We start from the raw sequence: 20,173 nt of genomic DNA on the forward strand, positions 1-20,173 counted from the left end.
ATCTCTTAAATGAACGGTATTACACCTGACGTGGGCTTTTTTGTGGGCGTTCAGCCTTCAGGCATAACTCCTGAGGGCTTGTGGTGGTACGAAGGCTTCAAGTTCATCCTCCACCGCTTCGATTATCAGTTCTACATCCGCAGCATTCATGACGGTGGCGCACGGAATACCGGCAATGGCGATCATGGTCTCGCCAGTGGCACGATCAAAAAGACGGGCAATCATGCTGCCCGGCGCGTCCATGCTCGCCTCGAAACCCATGGGATGAAAATGCCAGCGCATCAGCTGGCAGGCGTTTGGAAACGTAACCTTACTGAACCCTATATTCATGTGTTGCCCGCCTTCATTATCGAGCGCGTCCGTTAGCTCATGGTAGGAGGGAAGAACCTTCATTGGTTCAACCAGTGACAGTTTTTAAAAGTAGCATCCGGATGTGAAAATAATGTGGAGTTTTCAGGTCGTTTGGCGATTGCCGCTGTTTTTTTTGATCCGGCTCACGCTTATCGGCCGATTGCGGGCGCCCGCCATCATCGGTTTAGTCGTTGAAGACAACGCACAAGTTGGGCAAGCTCGGTGTTTTCCCGCAGAGATGTTCAATGCACGCCGATGATGATGGCCCGCTGCAAACCCAGGCCACGGGCGAGACGGTCATGCGCTATCACTTGCGCTGGAAGCACCGGGATCTGGATGGCGTCATGGCGCTTTATCACCCCGAAGTCCAGTACAACGATTTCTTCCAGAACAAGGTCATGGGCCTGGCCGAGTTGCGCGAGTATGTGCGCAGCAGCATGCCCCGGGATCCGGATGAAGCGCTGGAGCATTCCGACCGCATTCGACTGGACGGCAACACGGCGTTCATTCAGTACCGCATCACCCTGCGCGGCGGTGAAGGGCTGGTGTCGTTTCGCGCCAGCGAAGCGATTACCGTCAAGGACGGGCTGATCTGGCGGGTCAATGAATATGCGTCATTGGTGCACGAGCAACCCGGCAGCAAAGCGTCCGGCAATCAGCGCCCGGCGGTCAGCCGGCTCGGCCTGTCGCCGCGCCAATTGAGCTTTATGGCCGATGACCTGCAGCAGTATTTCCAGGGTCAACAGCCTTATCTGGACCCGGAGCTCGATCTGCAACGGGTGGCGAAGGAGTGTGGCTACAGCCGCAACCAGATTTCCTACCTGTTGAATCAGGTGCTGGGCCAGAGCTTCTACCGCTACGTCAACCAGGCGCGCCTGCAACATTTGCTCGCAGCGCTGGATGCCGCGACGCCGCCAGTGCGCATCGATGAGCTGGCCTTCGCTGCCGGATTCAATTCGCTGTCGGCGTTCTACAGCTGTTTCCGCCAGCACACCGGCCAGTCGCCCAAGGCCTACGTCAAACAAATTTCTTTGCGTGCACGCGCGCAAGACAGCGCCTGAGCCCACGCACTAGGATCGATGCCATCGAAGTTTGAGTGGCGGAGTCTTGCATGCCGGCGTGGCGCACTATCAGTTTGTGGATGGACCAGCTCGACGAGCCTCTGTTGGCGCGTCCTGCGCTGGAGCGGGACCTGGATGTCGACGTGGCGATCATCGGCGCCGGTTACACCGGGCTCTGGACCGCGTACTACCTCAAGCAGCACAAACCAGACCTGAACATCGCGATTGTCGAGGCGCAAACCGCCGGTTTCGGCGCGTCGGGGCGCAATGGTGGCTGGCTGATGGGCAATTTGCTGGGTGAGGATCGCCTGTTGGCCAATCTATCAGTCGAAGATCGCCGGGCCTCCTACCATCTGTTGCACAGCATTCCGGATGAAGTGGAGATTGTCCTCGAACGTGAGGGGATCGACTGCGATTACCGTAAAGGCGGGGTGCTGTATTGCGCCGCGCGCTACCCGGAGCAGGAGGCCAGCCTGCGTCATTACCTGGACGATCTCCACCGTCGGGGCCTCAACGACAGCCACTATCGCTGGCTGACCCCGGAACAACTGGCGCAACAGATCCGCATCGCCAAACCCTACGGCGGCATCTACGCGCCGCACGTGGCGACCATCCACCCGGCTAGGCTGGTACGGGGGCTGGCCCGGGCGGTGGAGCGCCTGGGCGTCAGAATCTATGAAAACAGCCCGGTCACCCATTGGCAGTCCGGCAGCCTGCGCACGGCGAAAGCCTCTGTGCGCAGTCGCTGGGTGGTGCCGGCGGTAGAAGGCTATTCCGTCACGCTGCCGCCATTGGGGCGTTTCCAGATGCCGGTGCAGAGCCTGATCGTCGCGACCGAGCCCTTGTCGGCGGCCACCTGGGACGAAATCGGCCTGAGTCGTGGCCAGGCGTTCAGCGAGGCCAGTCGCCAGGTCACCTACGGTCAGCGCACCGCTGACAACCGACTGATCTTCGGCGCCCGTGGTGGCTACCAGTTCGCCGGCAAGCTGCGGCACGACTTCGACCTGACCACTGACGAAATACAGCTGCGGCGCTACCTGTTCGGCGAACTGTTCCCGCAGTTGAAGAACGTGCAGATCACCCATTCCTGGGGCGGCAACCTGGGCATGTCCCGGCATTTCCAGCCGCACATGCTTTGCGACCGGGCCAATGGCATTGCCCTGTCGGGCGGTTATGGCGGGGAGGGCGTTGGTGCCAGCAACCTGGGGGGCCGCACGCTGGCCGACCTGATCCTGGGGCGCGACACCGATCTGGTGCGCCAGCCGTGGGTCATTCCCCAGCGTGGCCTCGATGCACTGCGGGCCTGGGAGCCGGAGCCGATCCGCTGGCTCGGCTACAACGCGATCATCCGCAGCTTTGTCCATGAGGACCAGACCCTCGCCAACCCGGCCACTGCGCCCTGGCGGCGCAAGCTGGCCAGCGGGGTGGCCGGTTTCATGGAAGGTTTCATGCACTAAACGGCACGCTCCTCATCTACAGGCTATATCGACAGGTATTCCCATGAGCATCACGCAATTCAAGAACACCGCAACCCTGAAACTGGAAGAGTCCAATCCGGTCGCCGTGCCCCTGGGCACCCCGGTGGCCGTGGCTTCGACCACCAGCGTCGAACGCGACGACGGCGTCGAGACCGGCGTCTGGGAATGCACCCCCGGGCGCTGGCGGCGGCAGATCGTCGCCCAGGAATTCTGTCACTTCATCCAGGGCCGCTGCACCTTTACCCCGGACGGCGGCGAGCCCCTGTACATAGAAGCCGGCGACGCACTGATGTTGCCGGCCAACAGCCTCGGCATTTGGGACATCCAGGAAACCGTGCGCAAGACCTATGTCCTGATTTTTTGAATTTTCAATTCTTTGAAATTTGAAAGCTGATCCTTTGATTGCCTGCCAACAAAAAAAACCTACAGGAATCGACCCATGCTGCGAAAGACACTGACTCTGGCCCCGCTGATGCTGGTTGCATCGATCAGCCAGGCCGCCGAAACCGTCAAGATCTACAACTGGTCGGATTACATCGCGCCAGACACCACGAAAAACTTCCAGAAAGAAACCGGCATCGACGTCACCTATGACGTCTATGACAGCAACGAAACCCTCGATGGCAAGTTGATGACCGGCAAATCCGGCTACGACGTGGTGTTCCCGTCCAACCACTTCATGGCCCGGCAAATTGAAGGCGGCGCGCTGAAGAAACTCGACAAGAGTCAGCTGCCGAACTGGAAGAACCTCAACCCTGTGTTGCTCAAGGCGTTGCAGACCAATGATCCGGGCAACGAGCGCGGCTTCCCGTACCTGTGGGGCAGCACCGGCATCGGCTACAACATTGCCAAGGTCAAGGCCGTGCTGGGGGACAACGCCCCGGTGGACTCCTGGGACCTGATCTTCAAGCCCGAGAACATGCAGAAGTTGCAGAAGTGCGGGGTGGCCATCCTCGACAACGGCCCGGAGCTGCTGCCGGCGGCGTTGAACTACCTCGGGCTGCCCCATCACAGCAAGAACCCGGAAGACTACAAGAAGGCCGAAGCCCTGCTGATGAAGGTGCGGCCATATGTCAGCTATTTCCACTCGTCCAAGTACACCAGTGACCTGGCCAATGGCGATATCTGCGTCGCGGTCGGCTTTTCCGGTGACATCCTGCAAGCGGAAAACCGCGCCAGGGAAGCCAAGAACGGTATCGACATCGGCTACTCGATTCCCAAGGAGGGCGCCGCGATCTGGTTCGACATGGTTGCCATGCCGGTCGATGCCCCGGATGAAAAGGCCGGTTACGCCTTTATGAACTACCTGCTGCGCCCGGACGTCATGGCCGGCATCAGCAATTATGTGCATTACGCCAATGGCAATGAACAGGCTGACAGCCTGATCGATCCAGCCATCAAGAACGACACCAAGGTTTACCCAAGTCCGGAAATGATGGGCAAGCTGTTTGCCCTGGAAGCCATGCCGTTGAATATCGACCGGATTCGCACGCGAGCGTGGAACAAGATTCGCACCGGCAGCTGAAAGCTGGTCAGGCGAACGGGACAGGACGTCCCGTTGCCATCGTCATCAGCCGACCGGCTCGGCTGCGCAACTCATCTGGCCTGAGCCGGGTATCTGGAAAAACACCTCATCGCCGATTTGCCAGAAGCTGTAGCTGCCCTTGTAATCCTTGCCCGTGTATTGGTTTCCTGAATTGTTCGGCACCTGGTTCAGCGTCACCGAGGAGTTGGCCCATTTGAGGAACACCACGCCCGGTTCGACCGTAAAGAAGGTGGCGGCAACCAATGCATTAAACCCTGCGCAACGATAAGCCAACGGGCCTTCCGTGAGCCTGCTTGGGTCCTTGGTTCTCGCAATGGCCGAACCCTGGCGCAGTTGGAACGCACGCTCGGCATAACTTCGCACGACGCAGGCCTTGGCTTGAGTCCCGCCACCACACTGGTTACGGGACTCAAGCCAGAACCGCTGGTCAATCTCGACTTTATTCGGGCGCGGCACTGAGTGTTCGTCGGTGAGCGCCAGGAGATAAAGACGATTGAGCTCCAGATCCATGCGCGCCAGTTGAGCGTCGTGACAGACAAGCTTTTCGGCGGATGCCTGGGGAGTGGCGCAATCGAAACTGGTTTTGTACGTTGGCAAGGGCTTTGGCTTGGGTTTTGCCTTTGTGGCGGCATCACACAGGCTCGCCGTCATGCACGTGCTGACGGCGAGCACAGAGGCCAGAAGTGGCATGACCATTTTCATTTCGGCGTCACCTGAGTCTTTGCGTGATGCCCGTATTGCAACGCCTGTGTCGAAGCGTTGCACAGTCATTCGGTCGCACGGGGTCTATCGAGTGTAAAGCAGTGCTCGAAACCTGCCACATCGTGCCAGGAGAAACGTCAGTCTTCTTCGCGAATCGTCGCTACTTCATCGGCCCTGACTTTCACCATCGCACCGGAAATGTCCTCAAACTCAAAGAACCCGTCCTTGGTTTTGGTCTTCGGCATGTCCTTGGTCAGGTATTGAGTGCCGTTTTGCAGCGTCACCACCGTTGGCGTCGAGCAACCGGCCAGCGCCAGCAAGGCCGCTACAGCCAGGGGCAGGCCCAATGTCTTGATGTCCATGATCACCTCCCGTAGGTTAAGGCAGCGCCATCAGCCCGAGGCTGTCACTGCACCTGTATGGCGGTTGGTGCCGCCAGGGGGCGGAAAGTTCTACTGCCTTGGGAAAATTCTGTACAGCGCCGCCATTTATCCTTTTCCGATTGCGCCACGCGGCGTGGAACTGGTATCTGTATGCATAACCAGTATCCATCGCCATGGCCCTTTTTCCAGTGACCGCAAATCCCCTCGACGATCCGTTCTATTACTTGAACAACTTCATGCAAGTGCTTGATTGGCTTGATCAGCGCTTTGCCGATGTGCTGAGCGTCGACGAGCTGCGTTTCATTAATGAGTTTAAGCGGTTGCCCCGTGAATCGCAGGCACTGCTGGTCAGAATGGTCATGCGCAAGGGCGTTCATTTCAGGGCGAGCAAACTGCATTACGAGGAAATCGGCGATACCGGCAGCGCCGTCGGGCCGCTGTTAGCGCTTGGCTGGGTCGATGAGCGAATACCGTTGACAGTCGACGCTCTGTTCGAGGTGCTGCTCAAGGGTGAAATCCTCCAGGCCTTTGGCCCGGCAATCGATCACCCCAAAGGCAAGAAAGCCGATTGGCTGCCGGCGCTGTGCGAGCAGTTTCCCCAGGTACAAAGCTTCAACGACTGGTGCCCGGCCCTGGACGAGCGCCTGTTCAGCCTGACCATCATGCAATTGTGCGATCGCCTGCGCCTGATGTTTTTCGGCAACCTGTATCAGGACTGGTCGGAGTTCGTGTTGGCTGACCTCGGTATCTACACCTACGAAAAAGTCGAATTCTGCGCCGAGTCCCGCGGTTTGCGCAGCCGCGAAGACGTGGATGCCTGCGTCCTCTTGCACGCGTACCAGCAACAATTCGAGGCCGGTGAAACGCTGGAAGAGGTGGCGGAGCGGATCAAGGGACTGGCGCTGGATAATCCGTGGTTGCAACGCCGGCGCGGCAAGCTGCTGTTCCAGATGGCCCAGTACTGCGAGCGCATCGCGGATTTCTCCATGGCCCTGAACCTGTACCGCGAATGTGCTTATCCCGGCGCGCGGGCGCGGCTGATTCGCGTGCTGGAACGCAGCGGTCAGTTTGAACAGGCCATGGACCTGGCCGAGAAGGCCGAGCAGGCGCCGGAAAGCGCCGCCGAACACCAGCAGTTGCTCCGCGTGCTGCCACGCCTGCGGCGCAAGCTCGGCGGGCCGCCCATCAAGCGGGCTGCGCCTCGGGAAATGCAGCGCCTGGACCTGCAATTGCCCAGGACTGACCCGGCGTTATCGGTGGAGTTCTACGTTCAGGCGCATCTGGCACAGGATTCGGCGCCGGTGCACTACGTGGAAAACAGCCTGGTCAATTCACTGTTTGGCCTGCTGTGCTGGCCAGCGATTTTCGCGCCGTTGCCGGGGGCGTTTTTTCACCCGTTCCAGCGCGGGCCGGTAGATCTGCTCAGCGAAGACTTCCAGGTCCGCCGGGCCGAACTGTTTCAGGCGTGCCTGGCCGAACTCGACGACGGGCGCTACCGGCAGACCATCCGCGAACGGTATGCCGCCAAGTGGGGCGTGCAGTCGCCGTTCGTGTTCTGGAGCGTGCTCAGCGAAGAGTTGCTGGAGCAAGCCCTCGATTGCCTTCCGGCCGAACACCTCAAGCACTGGTTCAACCGCCTCTTGCTGGACATCAAGGCCAATCGCGCCGGCATGCCGGACCTGATCCAGTTCTGGCCGCAGCAAAAGACCTACCGCATGATCGAAGTCAAAGGCCCGGGCGATCGCCTGCAGGACAACCAGTTGCGCTGGCTGGAGTTCTGCCACGAACACCAGATGCCCATCGCCGTGTGCTACGTGCAATGGGCGGAGCAGGACGATTGAGCTACAGCATTGCGGTGCGGGCGCTGTGCGAGTTCACCGCCAAGGTCGGCGACCTCGACCTGCGCTTCACACCGTCACCGACCGCGCTGGAAGGTATCGTCGGCCACCGTACGGTGGCCTCGCGGCGCAGCGAGGGCTACCAAAGCGAAGTCGCCCTCGAGGGCCATTATCAGACCTTGACGGTCAAGGGCAGGGCGGATGGCTATGACCCCGAGAAAAACTGTCTGGAAGAGGTCAAGACCTACCGCGGCGACTTGGGCAAACAACCGGCCAACCACCGCCAGTTGCATTGGGCCCAGGTGAAAATCTACGGCTGGTTGATGTGCCGCAAACTGGAACTGGCACGGATCAACTTGGCTCTGGTGTATTTCGACATCGTCAGCGAAAAGGAAACCTGCCTGGTCGAACCTTTCGACGCCATCGAGCTGCAACAATTCTTCGAGCGGCATTGCGCGCTGTTCCTGCAATGGGCCGAGCAGGAAGTCGCCCATCGAGAAGGGCGCAATCGGGCGGCGCAGGGCCTGGCCTTTCCCCATGCCGGTTTTCGACCGGGGCAACGCCATCTGGCCGAGTCGGTGTTCAAGGCCATCAGCACGGGGCGCTGCCTGATGGCCCAGGCGCCCACGGGCATCGGCAAGACCCTGGGCACCTTGTTCCCCATGCTCAAGGCCCTGGCGCCGCAGCAACTGGACAAAGTGTTCTTCCTCACGGCGAAAACACCGGGACGGCAACTGGCCCTGGACGCCGCGCAAGTGATTCTAACCAGCGCCGATGCGCCGCCGTTGCGGGTGCTGGAGATGATCGCCCGGGACAAGGCCTGTGAACATCCGGACAAAGCCTGCCACGGCGAGTCCTGCCCACTGGCCCGGGGGTTCTACGATCGCCTGCCCGCCGCACGGCAGGCGGCCAGCCAACTGAGCCTGTTGAACCAGAGCGCCTTGCGCGAGGTTGCCCTGGACCACGACGTCTGCCCGTATTACCTGAGCCAGGAGATGGCGCGTTGGGCCGACGTGGTGGTTGCCGACTACAACTATTACTTCGATTTCAGCGCGTTGCTGTTCGGCCTGGCCCAGGCCAACAACTGGAAGGTCGCGGTGCTGGTCGACGAAGCCCACAACCTGGTGGAACGCGGCCGGCAGATGTACAGCGCCAGCCTCGATCAGGCGACCTTCAATGGCGTGCGCAAAACCGCGCCCGAAGTGCTGAAAAAACCGATGCAGCGGGTCAACCGCGAGTGGAATGCCCTGCATAACGCGCAAACCGGCGCCTATCAGGCCTATGACAAGGCACCGGAAAAGCTGCTTCAGGCACTGTCATCGTGCAGCGCCAGCATCGGTGACTACCTCAACGATCACCCACAAGGCCTGGATAGCGCACTGCAGGGGTTCTACTTCGACATGCTGCACTTTTGCCGGGTCGCCGAACTGTTCGATGAGCAGTTCCTGTTCGACATCAGCAAGCGCGACCTCGAGCGCCAGCGCAATCTCTCGCAACTGTGCCTGCGCAATGTGGTCCCCGCCGGGTTCATCCGCCCGCGCCTGACCGCCGCGCGTAGCACGGTGCTGTTTTCCGCGACTCTCAGCCCCCGGCACTATTACGCCGATTTACTGGGGACACCGGCGGACACGGTGTGCATCGACGTCGAGTCACCGTTTCACGCCGATCAACTGCAAGTGCACATCGTTGACCAGATCTCCACGCGGTTCGTACATCGCCAGGCATCACTCGAACCGATCGTGGACTTGATCGCCAGACAGTTCTGCGAGCGCCCCGGCAATTACCTGGCGTTTTTCAGCAGTTTCGATTACTTGCAGCAGGTGGCGCAGTTACTCGCCGAGAAACATCCGCACATCAACCTGTGGTCGCAATCCCGAGGCATGGGCGAGGCGCAGCGTCAGCAGTTTCTCGATCAGTTTCACGCCGACGGCCAGGGTGTCGGCTTTGCGGTGCTGGGCGGGGCCTTTGGTGAAGGCATCGATTTGCCCGGCGCCCGATTGATCGGCGCGTTTATCGCCACGTTGGGGCTGGCGCAGCTCAATCCGGTGAACGAGCAACTGAAACGGCGCATGGCCGCGATTTTCGGTGCCGGTTATGACTACACCTACCTTTATCCCGGTGTGCAGAAAGTGGTACAGGCCGCTGGACGGGTGATCCGTACGCAACAGGATCAAGGGGTGGTGATGTTGATCGACGACCGTTTTGGCGAGAGCAAGGTCAGGCAGTTGCTGCCGCGTTGGTGGGCCATGGCAGGCAATTGTTCGTAGCATCACAGCATCGGGCGCCCTGTGGGAGCGAGCAAGCTCGCTCCCACAGGGATCTTCGTTATTGCTGAGAGCGGGTCAGGCCTTGAGATGGCGCAAGCTGCGCTCCATCCGCGCAATGCCTTCTTCCAGCAGCGACCGTGGGCAGCCGAAGTTCAGGCGTACGAACTGCTTGCAGTCATCGCCGAAGTCCAGGCCGGCGCTCAAACCGACCTTGGCCTGCTCAATGAAGAACTGCTGCGGGTCGTCCAGCCCCAGTGCCGTGCAATCGAGCCACGCCAGGTAGGTGCTTTGCGGCAGGTTCATGGTGACGCCCGGCAGGCGGGTGCGCACGGCCTCGGCCAGGAAGTCGCGATTGCCTTGCAGGTAGACCTTCAGCTCGGCCAGCCATGGCGCGGCTTCGCTGTAGGCGATCCGGGTGGCTTCCATGCCCAGCGGATTGACGCTGTCGACCATGCCGCAACGGGCGTGGTTGACCTTCTCGCGCAGATGGCGGTCCTGGATGATCATGAACGAGGTCTTCAGGCCGGCAATGTTGTAGGCCTTGCTTGCCGACATCAGCGTGATGGTGCGCTGGGCGACTTGCGGGCTCAGGGTCGCCATCGGAATGTGCTGGCGACCGTCGAAGCACAACTCGGCGTGGATCTCGTCGGAAATGATCCAGGCATCATGCTCAAGGCAAATATCGGCAATGGCTTGCAGCTCTGCGCGGGGAAAGGCCTTGCCCAGCGGGTTGTGCGGGTTGCTCAGCAGCAGTGCGCCACCACCTTGCAGCGACTGGCTCAGGGTATCCAGCGGCGTGGTGTAGGTGCCGTCGGCTTGCGCATCGAAATTCAACTCGACCTTGTTCAGGCCCCAATGCCCGGGCGCATGGCGCAGCGGCGGGTAGTTCGGCACCTGCACAACGACATTCTGTGGCGCCTGCACCAGTGCCTTCAACGCCATGTTGAAACCGGACTCGACGCCCGGCAGGAAAATCAACTCCTGGGGCTCTACGCGCCAGGCGTACTTGTTCCAGAGATCGGCAACGATCGCCTCGCGCAGGTCATCCTGGGCCACGCTGTAGCCGACCATCGGGTGTTCCAGTCGCTTTTGCAGGGCCTGGATGATCACCGGTGGCGCGGCGAAGTCCATGTCGGCGACCCACATCGGCAACACGTCGGCCGGGTAGCGGCTCCACTTGGTACTGCCGGTGTTGTGGCGGTCGAACACCTGATCAAAATCGAAAGTCATGCGTAGTCTCATGAAAGCTGGATTGGAATGCTGACCATGATAAACGCCAAGCCCTGTGGGAGCGAGCTTGCTCGCGATGGGGCCAGTACAGTCAGCATCGATGTTGCATGACCCACCGCCATCGTCGGATCGCCGCCCGGAGCAAGCTCGCTCCCACAGGTTGTGTGCCTTGGGCGCCCACCGGAAATCGTCCGACGGTCGGCTGTCATGGTGAATTCGACAGCATTGACTACAGTTTGTAGTGTCGGCAGCCAGACTGCCCCGACCGTGGTTGTTCAAAAAAGCCCGGCCATGTACCGGGCTCCACCTGATCAGGAGTGCACGATGGATCTCAGCCGTCGTCAGTTCTTCAAGGTCGCCGGTATCGGCCTTGCAGGCTCTAGCCTGGGCGCGTTGGGCATGGCCCCGACGGTTGCCTTTGCCGAACAGGTGCGTCACTTCAAGCTCGCCCACACCCATGAAACCCGCAACACCTGCCCGTATTGCTCGGTCGGTTGCGGCGTGATCATGTACAGCCAGGGCGATACGGCGAAGAACGTCGCACAAAACATCATCCACATCGAAGGCGACGCCGACCACCCGGTAAACCGTGGCACCCTTTGCCCCAAAGGCGCAGGCCTGCTGGACTTCATTCACAGCCCCGGCCGCCTGCAATACCCGCAGGTGCGCAAACCCGGCAGCACCGAATGGACCCGCGTCTCCTGGGATGAAGCCCTCGATCGCATCGCCGACCTGATGAAGGCCGACCGCGACGCCAACTTCATCGAGAAGAACGCCCAGGGCCAAACGGTGAACCGCTGGCTGACCACCGGGTTCCTCGCGGCGTCGGCGGCGTCCAACGAAGCCGGCTACATCACCCACAAGGTGGTGCGCAGTCTCGGCATGCTGGGGTTTGATAACCAGGCGCGTGTCTGACACGGCCCGACGGTGGCAAGTCTTGCCCCGACGTACGGCCGTGGTGCCATGACCAACACCTGGACTGATATCGCCAACGCGAATCTGGTTCTGGTGATGGGCGGCAACGCAGCAGAAGCGCACCCGTGCGGCTTCAAATGGGTGACCGAAGCCAAGGCGCACAACAAGGCGCGGCTGATCGTGATCGATCCGCGTTTTACCCGGACCGCCTCGGTGGCCGACTATTACGCGCCAATCCGTACCGGCACCGACATTGCCTTCATGGGCGGGCTGATCAATTACCTGCTGACCGAGGACAAGATCCAGCACGAATACGTGCGCAACTACACCGACGTGTCGTTCATCGTCAGAGCCGGCTATGGCTTCGAGGACGGGATTTTCAGCGGCTACGACGCGGCCAAGCGCCTCTACACCGATAAATCTGGCTGGGGCTATGAGCTCGGTGAAGACGGTTTTGCCAAAGTCGACCCAACCCTGCAGAACCCACGCTGCGTCTATCAATTGATGAAGCAGCATTACAGCCGCTACAACATTGACCTGGCGAGCCAGATCTGCGGCATGCCGGTCGATGCCATGCAGAAAATCTGGGAGGAGATCGCCACTTGCTCGACGCCGGGCAAGACCATGACCATCCTCTATGCCCTGGGCTGGACCCAGCACTCGACTGGCGCGCAGATGATCCGCAGCGCGGCGATGGTGCAACTGCTGCTGGGTAACGTCGGCATGCCGGGCGGGGGCGTGAACGCCTTGCGCGGGCACTCCAACATCCAGGGGCTGACCGACCTGGGCTTATTGTCCAACTCACTGCCGGGCTACCTCTCGCTACCCGGCGATGCCGAGCAGGACTACAACGCCTACATCGTCAAGCGCACGCAAAAACCGTTACGCCCGGGGCAACTGTCCTACTGGCAGAACTACGGCAAATTCCACGTCAGCCTGATGAAAGCCTGGTACGGCGCCAACGCCACGGCCGAGAACAACTGGGCCTACGACTACCTGCCGAAACTGGACATTCCCCAATACGACATCCTCAAGGTGTTCGACCTGATGGGCCAGGGCAAGGTCAATGGCTACCTGTGCCAGGGCTTCAACCCTATCGCGGCGCTGCCGGACAAAAACCGGGTGATGCTCGCGTTGGCGAAGTTGAAGTGGCTGGTGGTGATGGATCCGCTGGCCACCGAGACCTCGGAGTTCTGGCATAAGGTCGGGCCGTACAATGACGTGAACAGCGCCGACATCCAGACCGAAGTCATTCGCCTGCCCACCACCTGTTTTGCCGAGGAGGACGGTTCGCTGGTCAACAGCAGTCGCTGGTTGCAATGGCACTGGAAGGGCGCGGATGGTCCTGGCGAAGCGCGCACCGACATACGGATCATGAGCGAACTGTTCCTGCGTCTGCGCCAACGTTACCAGGCTAATGGCGGCAAATACCCCGATCCGATGCTCAAATTGTCTTGGGCGTACAAAATCCCCGACGAGCCTTCGCCTGAAGAGCTGGCCAAGGAAATCAACGGCTACGCCACCACGGACTTCACCGACGCGACGGGCGCGGCAATCAAGGGCAATTCACAATTGGCCGGGTTTGGCCAACTCAAGGATGACGGCAGCACCGCGTCCGGCTGCTGGATTTTCTGCGGCAGCTGGACCGAACTGGGCAACCAGATGGCCCGCCGCGACAACAGCGACCCATTCGGCATGCACCAGCATCAAGGCTGGGCATGGGCCTGGCCGGCCAACCGGCGGATCCTCTACAACCGCGCCTCGGCGGACCTGCAAGGCAAGCCGTGGGATCCGAAAAAACGCCTGGTGTGGTGGAACGGCAAAACCTGGGCCGGCACCGATGTGCCGGACTACAAGGCCGACGTGCCGCCGGAAGCGGGGATGAATCCGTTCATCATGAACCCCGAGGGCGTGGCGCGATTCTTCGCCGTCGACAAGATGAACGAAGGCCCGTTCCCGGAACACTACGAGCCGTTCGAGACGCCGATCGGCATCAACCCGCTGCACCCGCAAAACAAGAAAGCCACCAGCAACCCGGCGGCGCGGATCTTCGATTCGGTGTGGGATTCCCTCGGCGTGGCCAAGGATTACCCGTACGCCGCCACCAGTTACCGGCTGACCGAGCATTTCCACTTCTGGAGCAAGCATTGCAAGCTCAACGCGATTGCCCAGCCGGAGCAGTTCGTGGAAATCGGCGAAGTGCTGGCCAAGGAAAAAGGCATCGTCGCTGGCGACCGGGTACGGGTCAGCAGCAAGCGTGGCTTCATTGAAGCGGTGGCCGTGGTGACCAAGCGGATTCGTCCGCTGCAGGTCAACAATCAGGTGGTGCACCAGATCGGCATTCCGTTGCACTGGGGCTTCACCGGCCTCACGCGCCACGGTTACCTGACCAACACCCTGGTGCCGTTCCTCGGCGATGGCAACACCCAGACCCCGGAATCCAAGTCATTCCTGGTCAACGTGGAGAAAGTCTAAATGGCCAGCCAAGACATCATTGCCCGCTCGGCCACCACCACACCCGCGCCCTCGGTGCGCGGCATGGAGGAAGTCGCCAAGCTGATCGACACCACCAAATGCATCGGCTGCAAGGCCTGCCAGGTCGCCTGTTCTGAATGGAACGAACTGCGGGACGAAGTCGGTCACAACCACGGCACCTACGACAACCCGCAAGACCTCACCGCAGAAACCTGGACGTTGATGCGCTTCACCGAGCATGAAACCGACGCCGGCAACCTGGAGTGGCTGATCCGCAAGGACGGCTGCATGCACTGCGCCGAGCCCGGTTGTCTGGCGGCATGCCCCAGCCCGGGGGCGATCATCAAGCACGCCAATGGCATCGTCGATTTCGATCAGGATCATTGCATCGGTTGCGGCTATTGCATCACAGGGTGTCCGTTCAACATTCCACGGATCTCGCAAAAGGATCACAAGGCCTACAAATGCACGTTGTGTTCGGACCGGGTGGCGGTAGGGCTGGAACCGGCCTGCGTGAAAACCTGCCCGACCGGTGCCATCGTGTTCGGCTCCAAGGACGACATGAAAGAGCATGCGGCCGAGCGCATCGTCGACCTCAAGAGCCGGGGCTTTGAAAACGCCGGCCTGTACGACCCCGAAGGCGTCGGCGGCACCCACGTGATGTACGTGCTGCACCACGCCGATACGCCAAGGCTATACGCCGGCTTACCCGATCACCCGGCGATCAGCCCGTTGGTGGGGCTGTGGAAAGGCATCAGCAAACCCCTGGCGCTGCTGGCCATGGGCGCAGCGGTGCTGGCAGGGTTCTTCCACTACGTGCGCGTCGGCCCGCAAATCGTCGAAGAGGATGAACATCCGGACCCACCGGACAACGCCGTGCATGAAGTCGATCCGTCGGTGCACACCTTCGATCCCCGTGGGGAGGGCAGGCCATGAGCAACAAGACGATCCTGCGCTACACCAGCAACCAGCGCACCAATCACTGGCTGGTGGCGATTCTGTTCCTCATGGCCGGGCTGTCCGGGCTGGCGCTGTTCCACCCGGCGCTGTTCTGGCTCAGCAACCTGTTCGGCGGCGGGCCATGGACACGCATCCTACACCCGTTCATGGGCGTGCTGATGTTCCTGCTGTTCCTCGGCCTGGTCATTCGCTTCTGGCGCGCCAACTACTTCATCGCCAATGACCGCCTGTGGCTCAAGCGCATCGATAGGGTGATGAAAAATGAAGAGGAGGGCGTCCCGCCCATCGGCAAGTACAACCCCGGGCAGAAGTTGCTGTTCTGGACTTTACTGCTGTGCATGCTGGTGCTGTTGTTCAGCGGGCTGGTGATCTGGCGTGCGTACTTCAGCGAGTATTTCGGCATCACCGCGATACGCTGGGCGATGTTACTGCATGCGTTGGCCGCTTTTGTGCTGATCCTGAGCATCATCGTGCACATCTATGCCGGCATCTGGATCAAGGGCTCGGTCAGCGCCATGTTGCACGGCTGGGTCAGCCGCGGCTGGGCCAGGAAACACCACGAACTCTGGTATCGCCAAGTGACTCAAGATGAGACCCGCAACGAAGCACCCAAGCGACCGATCACCAAAAAGGGCTGACATTTGCCAACCATCCTCGAACCTGGAGAAATCGAAGCGGCGGCCAGTTCGCCGCCGTTTCTTTACATGCCACCGCATGACCTGTTCAGCCTGCGCGCCCAGCGTCTGGAAACCCTGGCCAAAGGGCACCCGCTGGCCGACTACCTGCGCCTGATCGCCGGGTTGTGCCGGGTGCAGCAACAGGTGCTGGACGACCCGCCGCAAAGTGAACCCCTCGACCGACAACGCATCGAATTGTGCCAGCAACACGGCTTGCCGCCGTTCGCGGCCGACAGCCTGGCGCGCGAAGACGATTGGCAGCTTTACCTCGATGCCTTGTTGCAGCGCTATAGCGCACCGCCGCAATCCGCCGTGGCCGATGCCGTGGACAGCTTGCGCCTGGCCGGTACCGGACAACGTCGTGCCTGGGCAGTGGCGCTGGTCAGCGGCCAGTATTCGCTGGTACCGGCCGCGCTGGTACCGTTCCTCGGTGCGGCGTTGCAAACAGCCTGGAGCCACTGGCTGTTGAGTACGCCGAACCTTGCGCTGACCGCTGGCGACAGCCTCAGCCAATGCCCGGCCTGTGGCTCGCCGGCCATGGCCGGGGTCATCCGTCATCGCGGCAAGCACAACGGTTTGCGTTATCTGGTCTGTTCGCTGTGCGCCTGCGAGTGGCATGTGGTGCGGGTCAAGTGCGTGTATTGCGAGCAGAGCAAGGGCCTGGAATACCTCAGCCTTGAAGATGATCGCCATGCCGCCAACCAGGCGCCGTTGCGCGCCGAAATCTGCCCCGGTTGCAACAGCTATCTGAAGTTGCTCTATCTGGAGAACGATGCGGACGCCGAAGCGTTGTCGGCCGACCTGTCCAGTCTGATGCTCGACATGCGCCTGACTCAGGACGGTTATCAGCGTCTGGCACCGAATCTGTTGCTGGCGCCGGGAGACGAGTAACCGCAGCGTCTACACTCTGGCGCGAGGGTCATTCGTTTTCAGGAGCGCCAGATGTCTGCACGCAGTGCCAGCCAACCCCTGCGTCTACCTTCCATCGACAGTCTGTTGCGTCACCCGGCGTGCCAGCCGTTGGCCGAGCGCTATGGGCGCGACGCCTTGCTGGGCGCCTTGCGGCTATTGCTGGATGAACTGCGCGAAGGGGTACGGCAGGGTTTGCTCGAAGCTGTTGAAGTCAGCCCTGAGGTACTGGCGGGCAGGGTCGGCGAGCGCTTGGCAATCCAGCATCGCAGCCATGTGCGTCGGGTGTTCAACCTCACCGGCACGGTCTTGCACACTAACCTCGGCCGGGCACTGTTGCCCGAAGAAGCGATCGAGGCGGTGCAAATGGCCGCGCGCTATCCGCTCAACCTCGAATTCGACCTGCGTAGCGGCAAGCGCGGAGATCGCGACGACCTGATCGAAGGCTTGATCCGCGAACTGACCGGCGCCGAAGCGGTGACCGTGGTCAACAACAATGCCGCAGCCGTCCTCTTGACCCTCAACAGCCTCGGTGCGCGCAAGGAAGGGATTATCTCCCGGGGCGAACTGATTGAAATCGGCGGTGCCTTCCGTATTCCCGACATCATGGCCCGCGCCGGGGTGAAGCTGATTGAGGTCGGCACCACCAACCGCACCCATGTCCGCGACTACGAGGCGGCCATCGGTCCACGCAGCGGCTTGATCATGCGCGTGCATGCAAGCAACTACAGCATTCAAGGCTTCACAACGAGCGTGCCGACCGCCGAACTGGCGCAACTGGCCCACCTGCACGGTTTGCCGCTGCTCGAAGACCTCGGCAGCGGCAGCCTGCTGGACTTGACCCGCTGGGGTTTGCCGGCAGAGCCGACGGTGCGCCAAGCACTGCTGGATGGCGCGGACATCGTCACCTTCAGTGGCGACAAACTGCTCGGCGGACCACAGGCCGGGTTGATTGTCGGACGCAAGGATCTGATCGCCAGGATCAAGAAAAACCCGCTCAAACGGGCGCTGCGGGTCGACAAAATGACTCTGGCCGCTCTGGAAGCGGTGCTGGGTTTGTACCGCAACCCTGATCGCCTCGCCGAGCGTTTGCCAAGCCTGCGCTTGTTGACTCGGCCACAGGCCGAGATTCTCGCCCAGGCCGAGCGTTTGCGGCCGGCGCTGGCCCAGGTGCTGGGTGATGGCTGGAGCGTCAGCGCCATGCCGGCGCTGGGCATGATCGGCAGTGGCAGCCAACCGGTGGCGCGGCTGGCCAGCGCCGCGCTGTGTCTGCGCCCGCTGACGTCCAAGCGCTTGCGCGGGCGATCCCTGTTGACGCTGGAAGAAGCCTTTCGCGCCTTGCCGATTGCGGTCCTCGGGCGCATCGACGACGACGCCCTGTGGCTGGACCTGCGGCAACTGGACGACGAACCGGCATGGCTGGCGCAACTCGATCAATTACAGGTGGAGGGCCGGGCAGGGTGATTGTCGGCACCGCAGGGCACATCGACCATGGCAAGACGGCGCTGCTCCAGGCGCTGACCGGTCAGGCGGGTGACCGGCGCCGCGAAGAGCGCGAGCGCGGCATGACCATCGACCTCGGCTACCTGTATGCCGCGCTGGAGGCGGACGCGCCGCTGACCGGATTCATCGACGTTCCCGGCCATGAGCGCTTCACCCACAACATGCTGGCCGGGGCGCAGGGCATCGATCTGGTGTTGCTGGTGGTGGCCGCCGATGACGGGGTGATGCCGCAGACTCGCGAGCACCTGGCGATTGTCCAGTTGCTGGGTATCCCCCGGGCATTGGTGGCGATCAGTAAGTGCGACCGGGTCGACAGCGCCCGAGTACAGGACGTGCGCGAGCAGATCCGTACCTTGCTGGCGCCCGGACCCTATGCCGATGCACCGCTGATTGTGCTGTCGAGCGTGACCGGCGAGGGCATCGAAACCCTGCGCCAACAATTGCTGCAAGCCCAGCGTGAAGTACAGCAACGCAGCACCGAAGGTGGTTTTCGCCTGGCGATCGATCGGGCCTTCAGCGTGGCCGGGGCCGGTATCGTGGTGACCGGCACGGCGCTGTCCGGCCAGGTCGCGGTGGGCGATACCCTGCTGTTGGGACCACAAGGCAAACCGGTGCGCATTCGCGGCCTGCACGCGCAAAACCAGGCCGCCGACCATGCTTTTTCCGGCCAGCGCGTGGCACTGAATCTGAGTGCCGAACGGCTGGCCCTGGAACACATCCATCGCGGCCACTGGTTACTCGCCGAAGGCCTGTATGCGCCCACCCAGCGCCTGGATATCGACATGCAGTTGCTGGCCGGCGAACCCCGGGCCTTCGAGCACTTTCAACCGGTGCACGTGCACCTCGGCACCCAGGACGTCACCGGGCGAGTCGCCTTGCTGGAAGGTACCAGCCTGGTACCCGGAGAACGGATGTTTGCGCAACTGCTGCTCAACACAGCGGTGCATGCGGTGAAAGGCGACCCGCTGATCCTGCGCGACCAGAGTGCCCAACGTACGCTGGGTGGTGGCCGGGTGCTCGATCCGTTTGCACCCACCCGGCAACGCCGAAGCCCCGAACGTCTGGCTCAACTGGGTGCGCTGGCGAGCAGTGCCGGGCTGGAAGATGTTTTGCCGGCATTGCTGGCCCATAGCGACACAGGGCTTGATCCGCAGCGCCTGGAGCGGCAGTTCAACCGACCGCGCAGCAGTTGGCTGTTGCCCGCTGACGTGCGCCTGATCGACACCCGCCAAGGCCCGTTGCTGTTCAGTGCCAGCCGTTGGGAAGCCTTGAAGGCAGCAGTACTGGAGCACCTCGCACGTTTTCATCAGCAAGAACCGGATCAGATGGGGCCGGACCGGGATCGCCTGCGCCGATTTGCCGGTAGCACTCTGGAACGCTCGACGTTTATCAGCCTGCTCGATGAACTGCTGGTCAGCGGCGTTATGGTCAGCAGTGGACCGTGGTTGCACCTGCCCGAACATCAGGTGCGCTTAAGTGAGGAAGATGAGGCCTTGTGGCAATGCTTGCAGCCGTTGTTCGAACAAGCCGGATTCGATCCGCCCTGGGTGCGCGACCTGGGGCATGATGAGCCAACCGTCCGCGCATTGCTGCTCAAAATGGCCCGGCTGGGGCTGCTCCATCAAGTGGTGCGCGATCTGTTTTACACCGACAGCATGATTCGACGATTGGCGGCTATGCTGTTGCAACTGGCAAACGCAAACCCGGTGATCCAGGTGGCAGCGTTTCGTGATGCGGTGGGTCTGGGTCGCAAGCGCAGCATCCAGATCCTGGAGTACTTCGACCGTATCGGCCTGACCCGGCGTTTTGGTGATCGTCGGCAGATACGCCTGGACAGTGCGTTGGCCCAGCGCACAGAGCACTGATTCAAAGGCATGA

16 protein-coding genes are annotated in these 20,173 nt (G+C 61.4%); 12 read left to right on the forward strand and 4 right to left on the reverse strand.

Annotated elements, in window-relative coordinates:
- Window positions 1-57 precede the first annotated feature (57 nt).
- A complete protein-coding gene (locus tag VC35_RS25340) occupies window positions 58-330 on the reverse strand; it encodes a DUF1652 domain-containing protein (RefSeq protein ID WP_046043362.1) in 273 nt (90 codons plus the stop codon).
- Between the two features lie 266 nt (window positions 331-596).
- Here VC35_RS25340 and VC35_RS25345 point away from each other — a divergent pair, with 266 nt between their 5' ends.
- From VC35_RS25345 to VC35_RS25360, 4 genes are all read left to right on the forward strand, one after another.
- Window positions 597-1,412: a helix-turn-helix transcriptional regulator gene (locus VC35_RS25345; protein WP_046043318.1), complete on the forward strand. Its 816-nt coding sequence runs from the start codon at window positions 597-599 to the stop codon at window positions 1,410-1,412.
- Between the two features lie 50 nt (window positions 1,413-1,462).
- Window positions 1,463-2,869, forward strand: coding sequence for an NAD(P)/FAD-dependent oxidoreductase (locus tag VC35_RS25350; RefSeq protein ID WP_046043319.1), 1,407 nt, complete (start codon window positions 1,463-1,465; stop codon window positions 2,867-2,869).
- Between the two features lie 43 nt (window positions 2,870-2,912).
- The gene (locus VC35_RS25355) at window positions 2,913-3,254 is read left to right on the forward strand and encodes a cupin domain-containing protein (protein WP_046043320.1); all 342 of its coding nucleotides are present in this window, start codon (window positions 2,913-2,915) and stop codon (window positions 3,252-3,254) included.
- 75 nt (window positions 3,255-3,329) lie between these two features.
- Window positions 3,330-4,415 carry a polyamine ABC transporter substrate-binding protein gene (locus VC35_RS25360; RefSeq protein ID WP_046043321.1) on the forward strand — a complete coding sequence of 362 codons (1,086 nt, stop codon included), beginning with the start codon at window positions 3,330-3,332 and terminating at the stop codon, window positions 4,413-4,415.
- Between the two features lie 45 nt (window positions 4,416-4,460).
- Here VC35_RS25360 and VC35_RS25365 read toward each other — a convergent pair whose 3' ends face one another.
- Entirely contained in the window at window positions 4,461-5,138 is a 678-nt protein-coding gene (locus tag VC35_RS25365; protein ID WP_046043322.1) for an MliC family protein, read from the reverse strand.
- 137 nt (window positions 5,139-5,275) lie between these two features.
- On the reverse strand, window positions 5,276-5,500 hold the full coding sequence (locus VC35_RS25370) for a YgdI/YgdR family lipoprotein (protein WP_046043323.1): 225 nt from the start codon (window positions 5,498-5,500) through the stop codon (window positions 5,276-5,278).
- Between the two features lie 194 nt (window positions 5,501-5,694).
- On the opposite strand from VC35_RS25370, the gene VC35_RS25375 reads away from it, so the two are divergent.
- Both VC35_RS25375 and VC35_RS25380 read left to right on the forward strand, forming a co-directional pair.
- On the forward strand, window positions 5,695-7,362 hold the full coding sequence (locus tag VC35_RS25375) for a VRR-NUC domain-containing protein (RefSeq protein WP_046043324.1): 1,668 nt from the start codon (window positions 5,695-5,697) through the stop codon (window positions 7,360-7,362).
- Entirely contained in the window at window positions 7,359-9,626 is a 2,268-nt protein-coding gene (locus tag VC35_RS25380) for an ATP-dependent DNA helicase (RefSeq protein WP_046043326.1), read from the forward strand. The genes VC35_RS25375 and VC35_RS25380 overlap by 4 nt, the downstream gene beginning before the upstream one ends.
- 75 nt (window positions 9,627-9,701) lie before the next feature.
- Here the strand turns inward: VC35_RS25380 and VC35_RS25385 are convergent, their stop codons facing one another.
- Entirely contained in the window at window positions 9,702-10,856 is a 1,155-nt protein-coding gene (locus tag VC35_RS25385; protein ID WP_046043327.1) for a MalY/PatB family protein, read from the reverse strand.
- Window positions 10,857-11,180: 324 nt separating this feature from the next.
- Between VC35_RS25385 and fdnG the strand changes: the two genes are divergently transcribed.
- Genes fdnG through selB form a run of 6 tightly spaced genes read left to right on the forward strand, consistent with a single transcriptional unit; the run spans window position 11,181 to window position 20,160 of the window.
- On the forward strand, window positions 11,181-14,246 hold the full coding sequence (gene fdnG, locus VC35_RS25395) for a formate dehydrogenase-N subunit alpha (protein WP_185754852.1): 3,066 nt from the start codon (window positions 11,181-11,183) through the stop codon (window positions 14,244-14,246).
- Window positions 14,247-15,182 carry a formate dehydrogenase subunit beta gene (gene fdxH / locus VC35_RS25400; RefSeq protein WP_046043332.1) on the forward strand — a complete coding sequence of 312 codons (936 nt, stop codon included), beginning with the start codon at window positions 14,247-14,249 and terminating at the stop codon, window positions 15,180-15,182.
- Entirely contained in the window at window positions 15,179-15,844 is a 666-nt protein-coding gene (locus VC35_RS25405; protein ID WP_046043333.1) for a formate dehydrogenase subunit gamma, read from the forward strand. Before fdxH ends, VC35_RS25405 begins: the two co-directional genes overlap by 4 nt.
- A gap of 3 nt (window positions 15,845-15,847) precedes the next feature.
- Entirely contained in the window at window positions 15,848-16,774 is a 927-nt protein-coding gene (fdhE, locus tag VC35_RS25410; RefSeq protein WP_046043334.1) for a formate dehydrogenase accessory protein FdhE, read from the forward strand.
- A gap of 51 nt (window positions 16,775-16,825) precedes the next feature.
- Complete coding sequence (gene selA, locus VC35_RS25415; protein WP_046043335.1) at window positions 16,826-18,256, forward strand: L-seryl-tRNA(Sec) selenium transferase; 1,431 nt, start codon at window positions 16,826-16,828, stop codon at window positions 18,254-18,256.
- Window positions 18,253-20,160 (forward strand): selenocysteine-specific translation elongation factor, encoded by a 1,908-nt coding sequence (gene selB, locus VC35_RS25420; RefSeq protein WP_046043336.1) that lies wholly within the window; start codon window positions 18,253-18,255, stop codon window positions 20,158-20,160. Before selA ends, selB begins: the two co-directional genes overlap by 4 nt.
- Window positions 20,161-20,173: the final 13 nt, after the last annotated feature.

This window comes from Pseudomonas fluorescens (assembly GCF_000967965.1).
In the GTDB taxonomy this organism is placed as follows: Bacteria; Pseudomonadota; Gammaproteobacteria; order Pseudomonadales; family Pseudomonadaceae; genus Aquipseudomonas; species Aquipseudomonas grandcourensis.

Coding starts and splice junctions, on each gene's coding strand:
- VC35_RS25340 (WP_046043362.1), bottom strand. CDS start 330: ATGAATATAGGGTTCAGTAAGGTTACGTTTCCAAACGCCTGCCAGCTG.
- VC35_RS25345 (WP_046043318.1), top strand. CDS start 597: ATGCACGCCGATGATGATGGCCCGCTGCAAACCCAGGCCACGGGCGAG.
- VC35_RS25350 (WP_046043319.1), top strand. CDS start 1,463: ATGCCGGCGTGGCGCACTATCAGTTTGTGGATGGACCAGCTCGACGAG.
- VC35_RS25355 (WP_046043320.1), top strand. CDS start 2,913: ATGAGCATCACGCAATTCAAGAACACCGCAACCCTGAAACTGGAAGAG.
- VC35_RS25360 (WP_046043321.1), top strand. CDS start 3,330: ATGCTGCGAAAGACACTGACTCTGGCCCCGCTGATGCTGGTTGCATCG.
- VC35_RS25365 (WP_046043322.1), bottom strand. CDS start 5,138: ATGAAAATGGTCATGCCACTTCTGGCCTCTGTGCTCGCCGTCAGCACG.
- VC35_RS25370 (WP_046043323.1), bottom strand. CDS start 5,500: ATGGACATCAAGACATTGGGCCTGCCCCTGGCTGTAGCGGCCTTGCTG.
- VC35_RS25375 (WP_046043324.1), top strand. CDS start 5,695: ATGGCCCTTTTTCCAGTGACCGCAAATCCCCTCGACGATCCGTTCTAT.
- VC35_RS25385 (WP_046043327.1), bottom strand. CDS start 10,856: ATGACTTTCGATTTTGATCAGGTGTTCGACCGCCACAACACCGGCAGT.
- fdxH (WP_046043332.1), top strand. CDS start 14,247: ATGGCCAGCCAAGACATCATTGCCCGCTCGGCCACCACCACACCCGCG.
- VC35_RS25405 (WP_046043333.1), top strand. CDS start 15,179: ATGAGCAACAAGACGATCCTGCGCTACACCAGCAACCAGCGCACCAAT.
- selA (WP_046043335.1), top strand. CDS start 16,826: ATGTCTGCACGCAGTGCCAGCCAACCCCTGCGTCTACCTTCCATCGAC.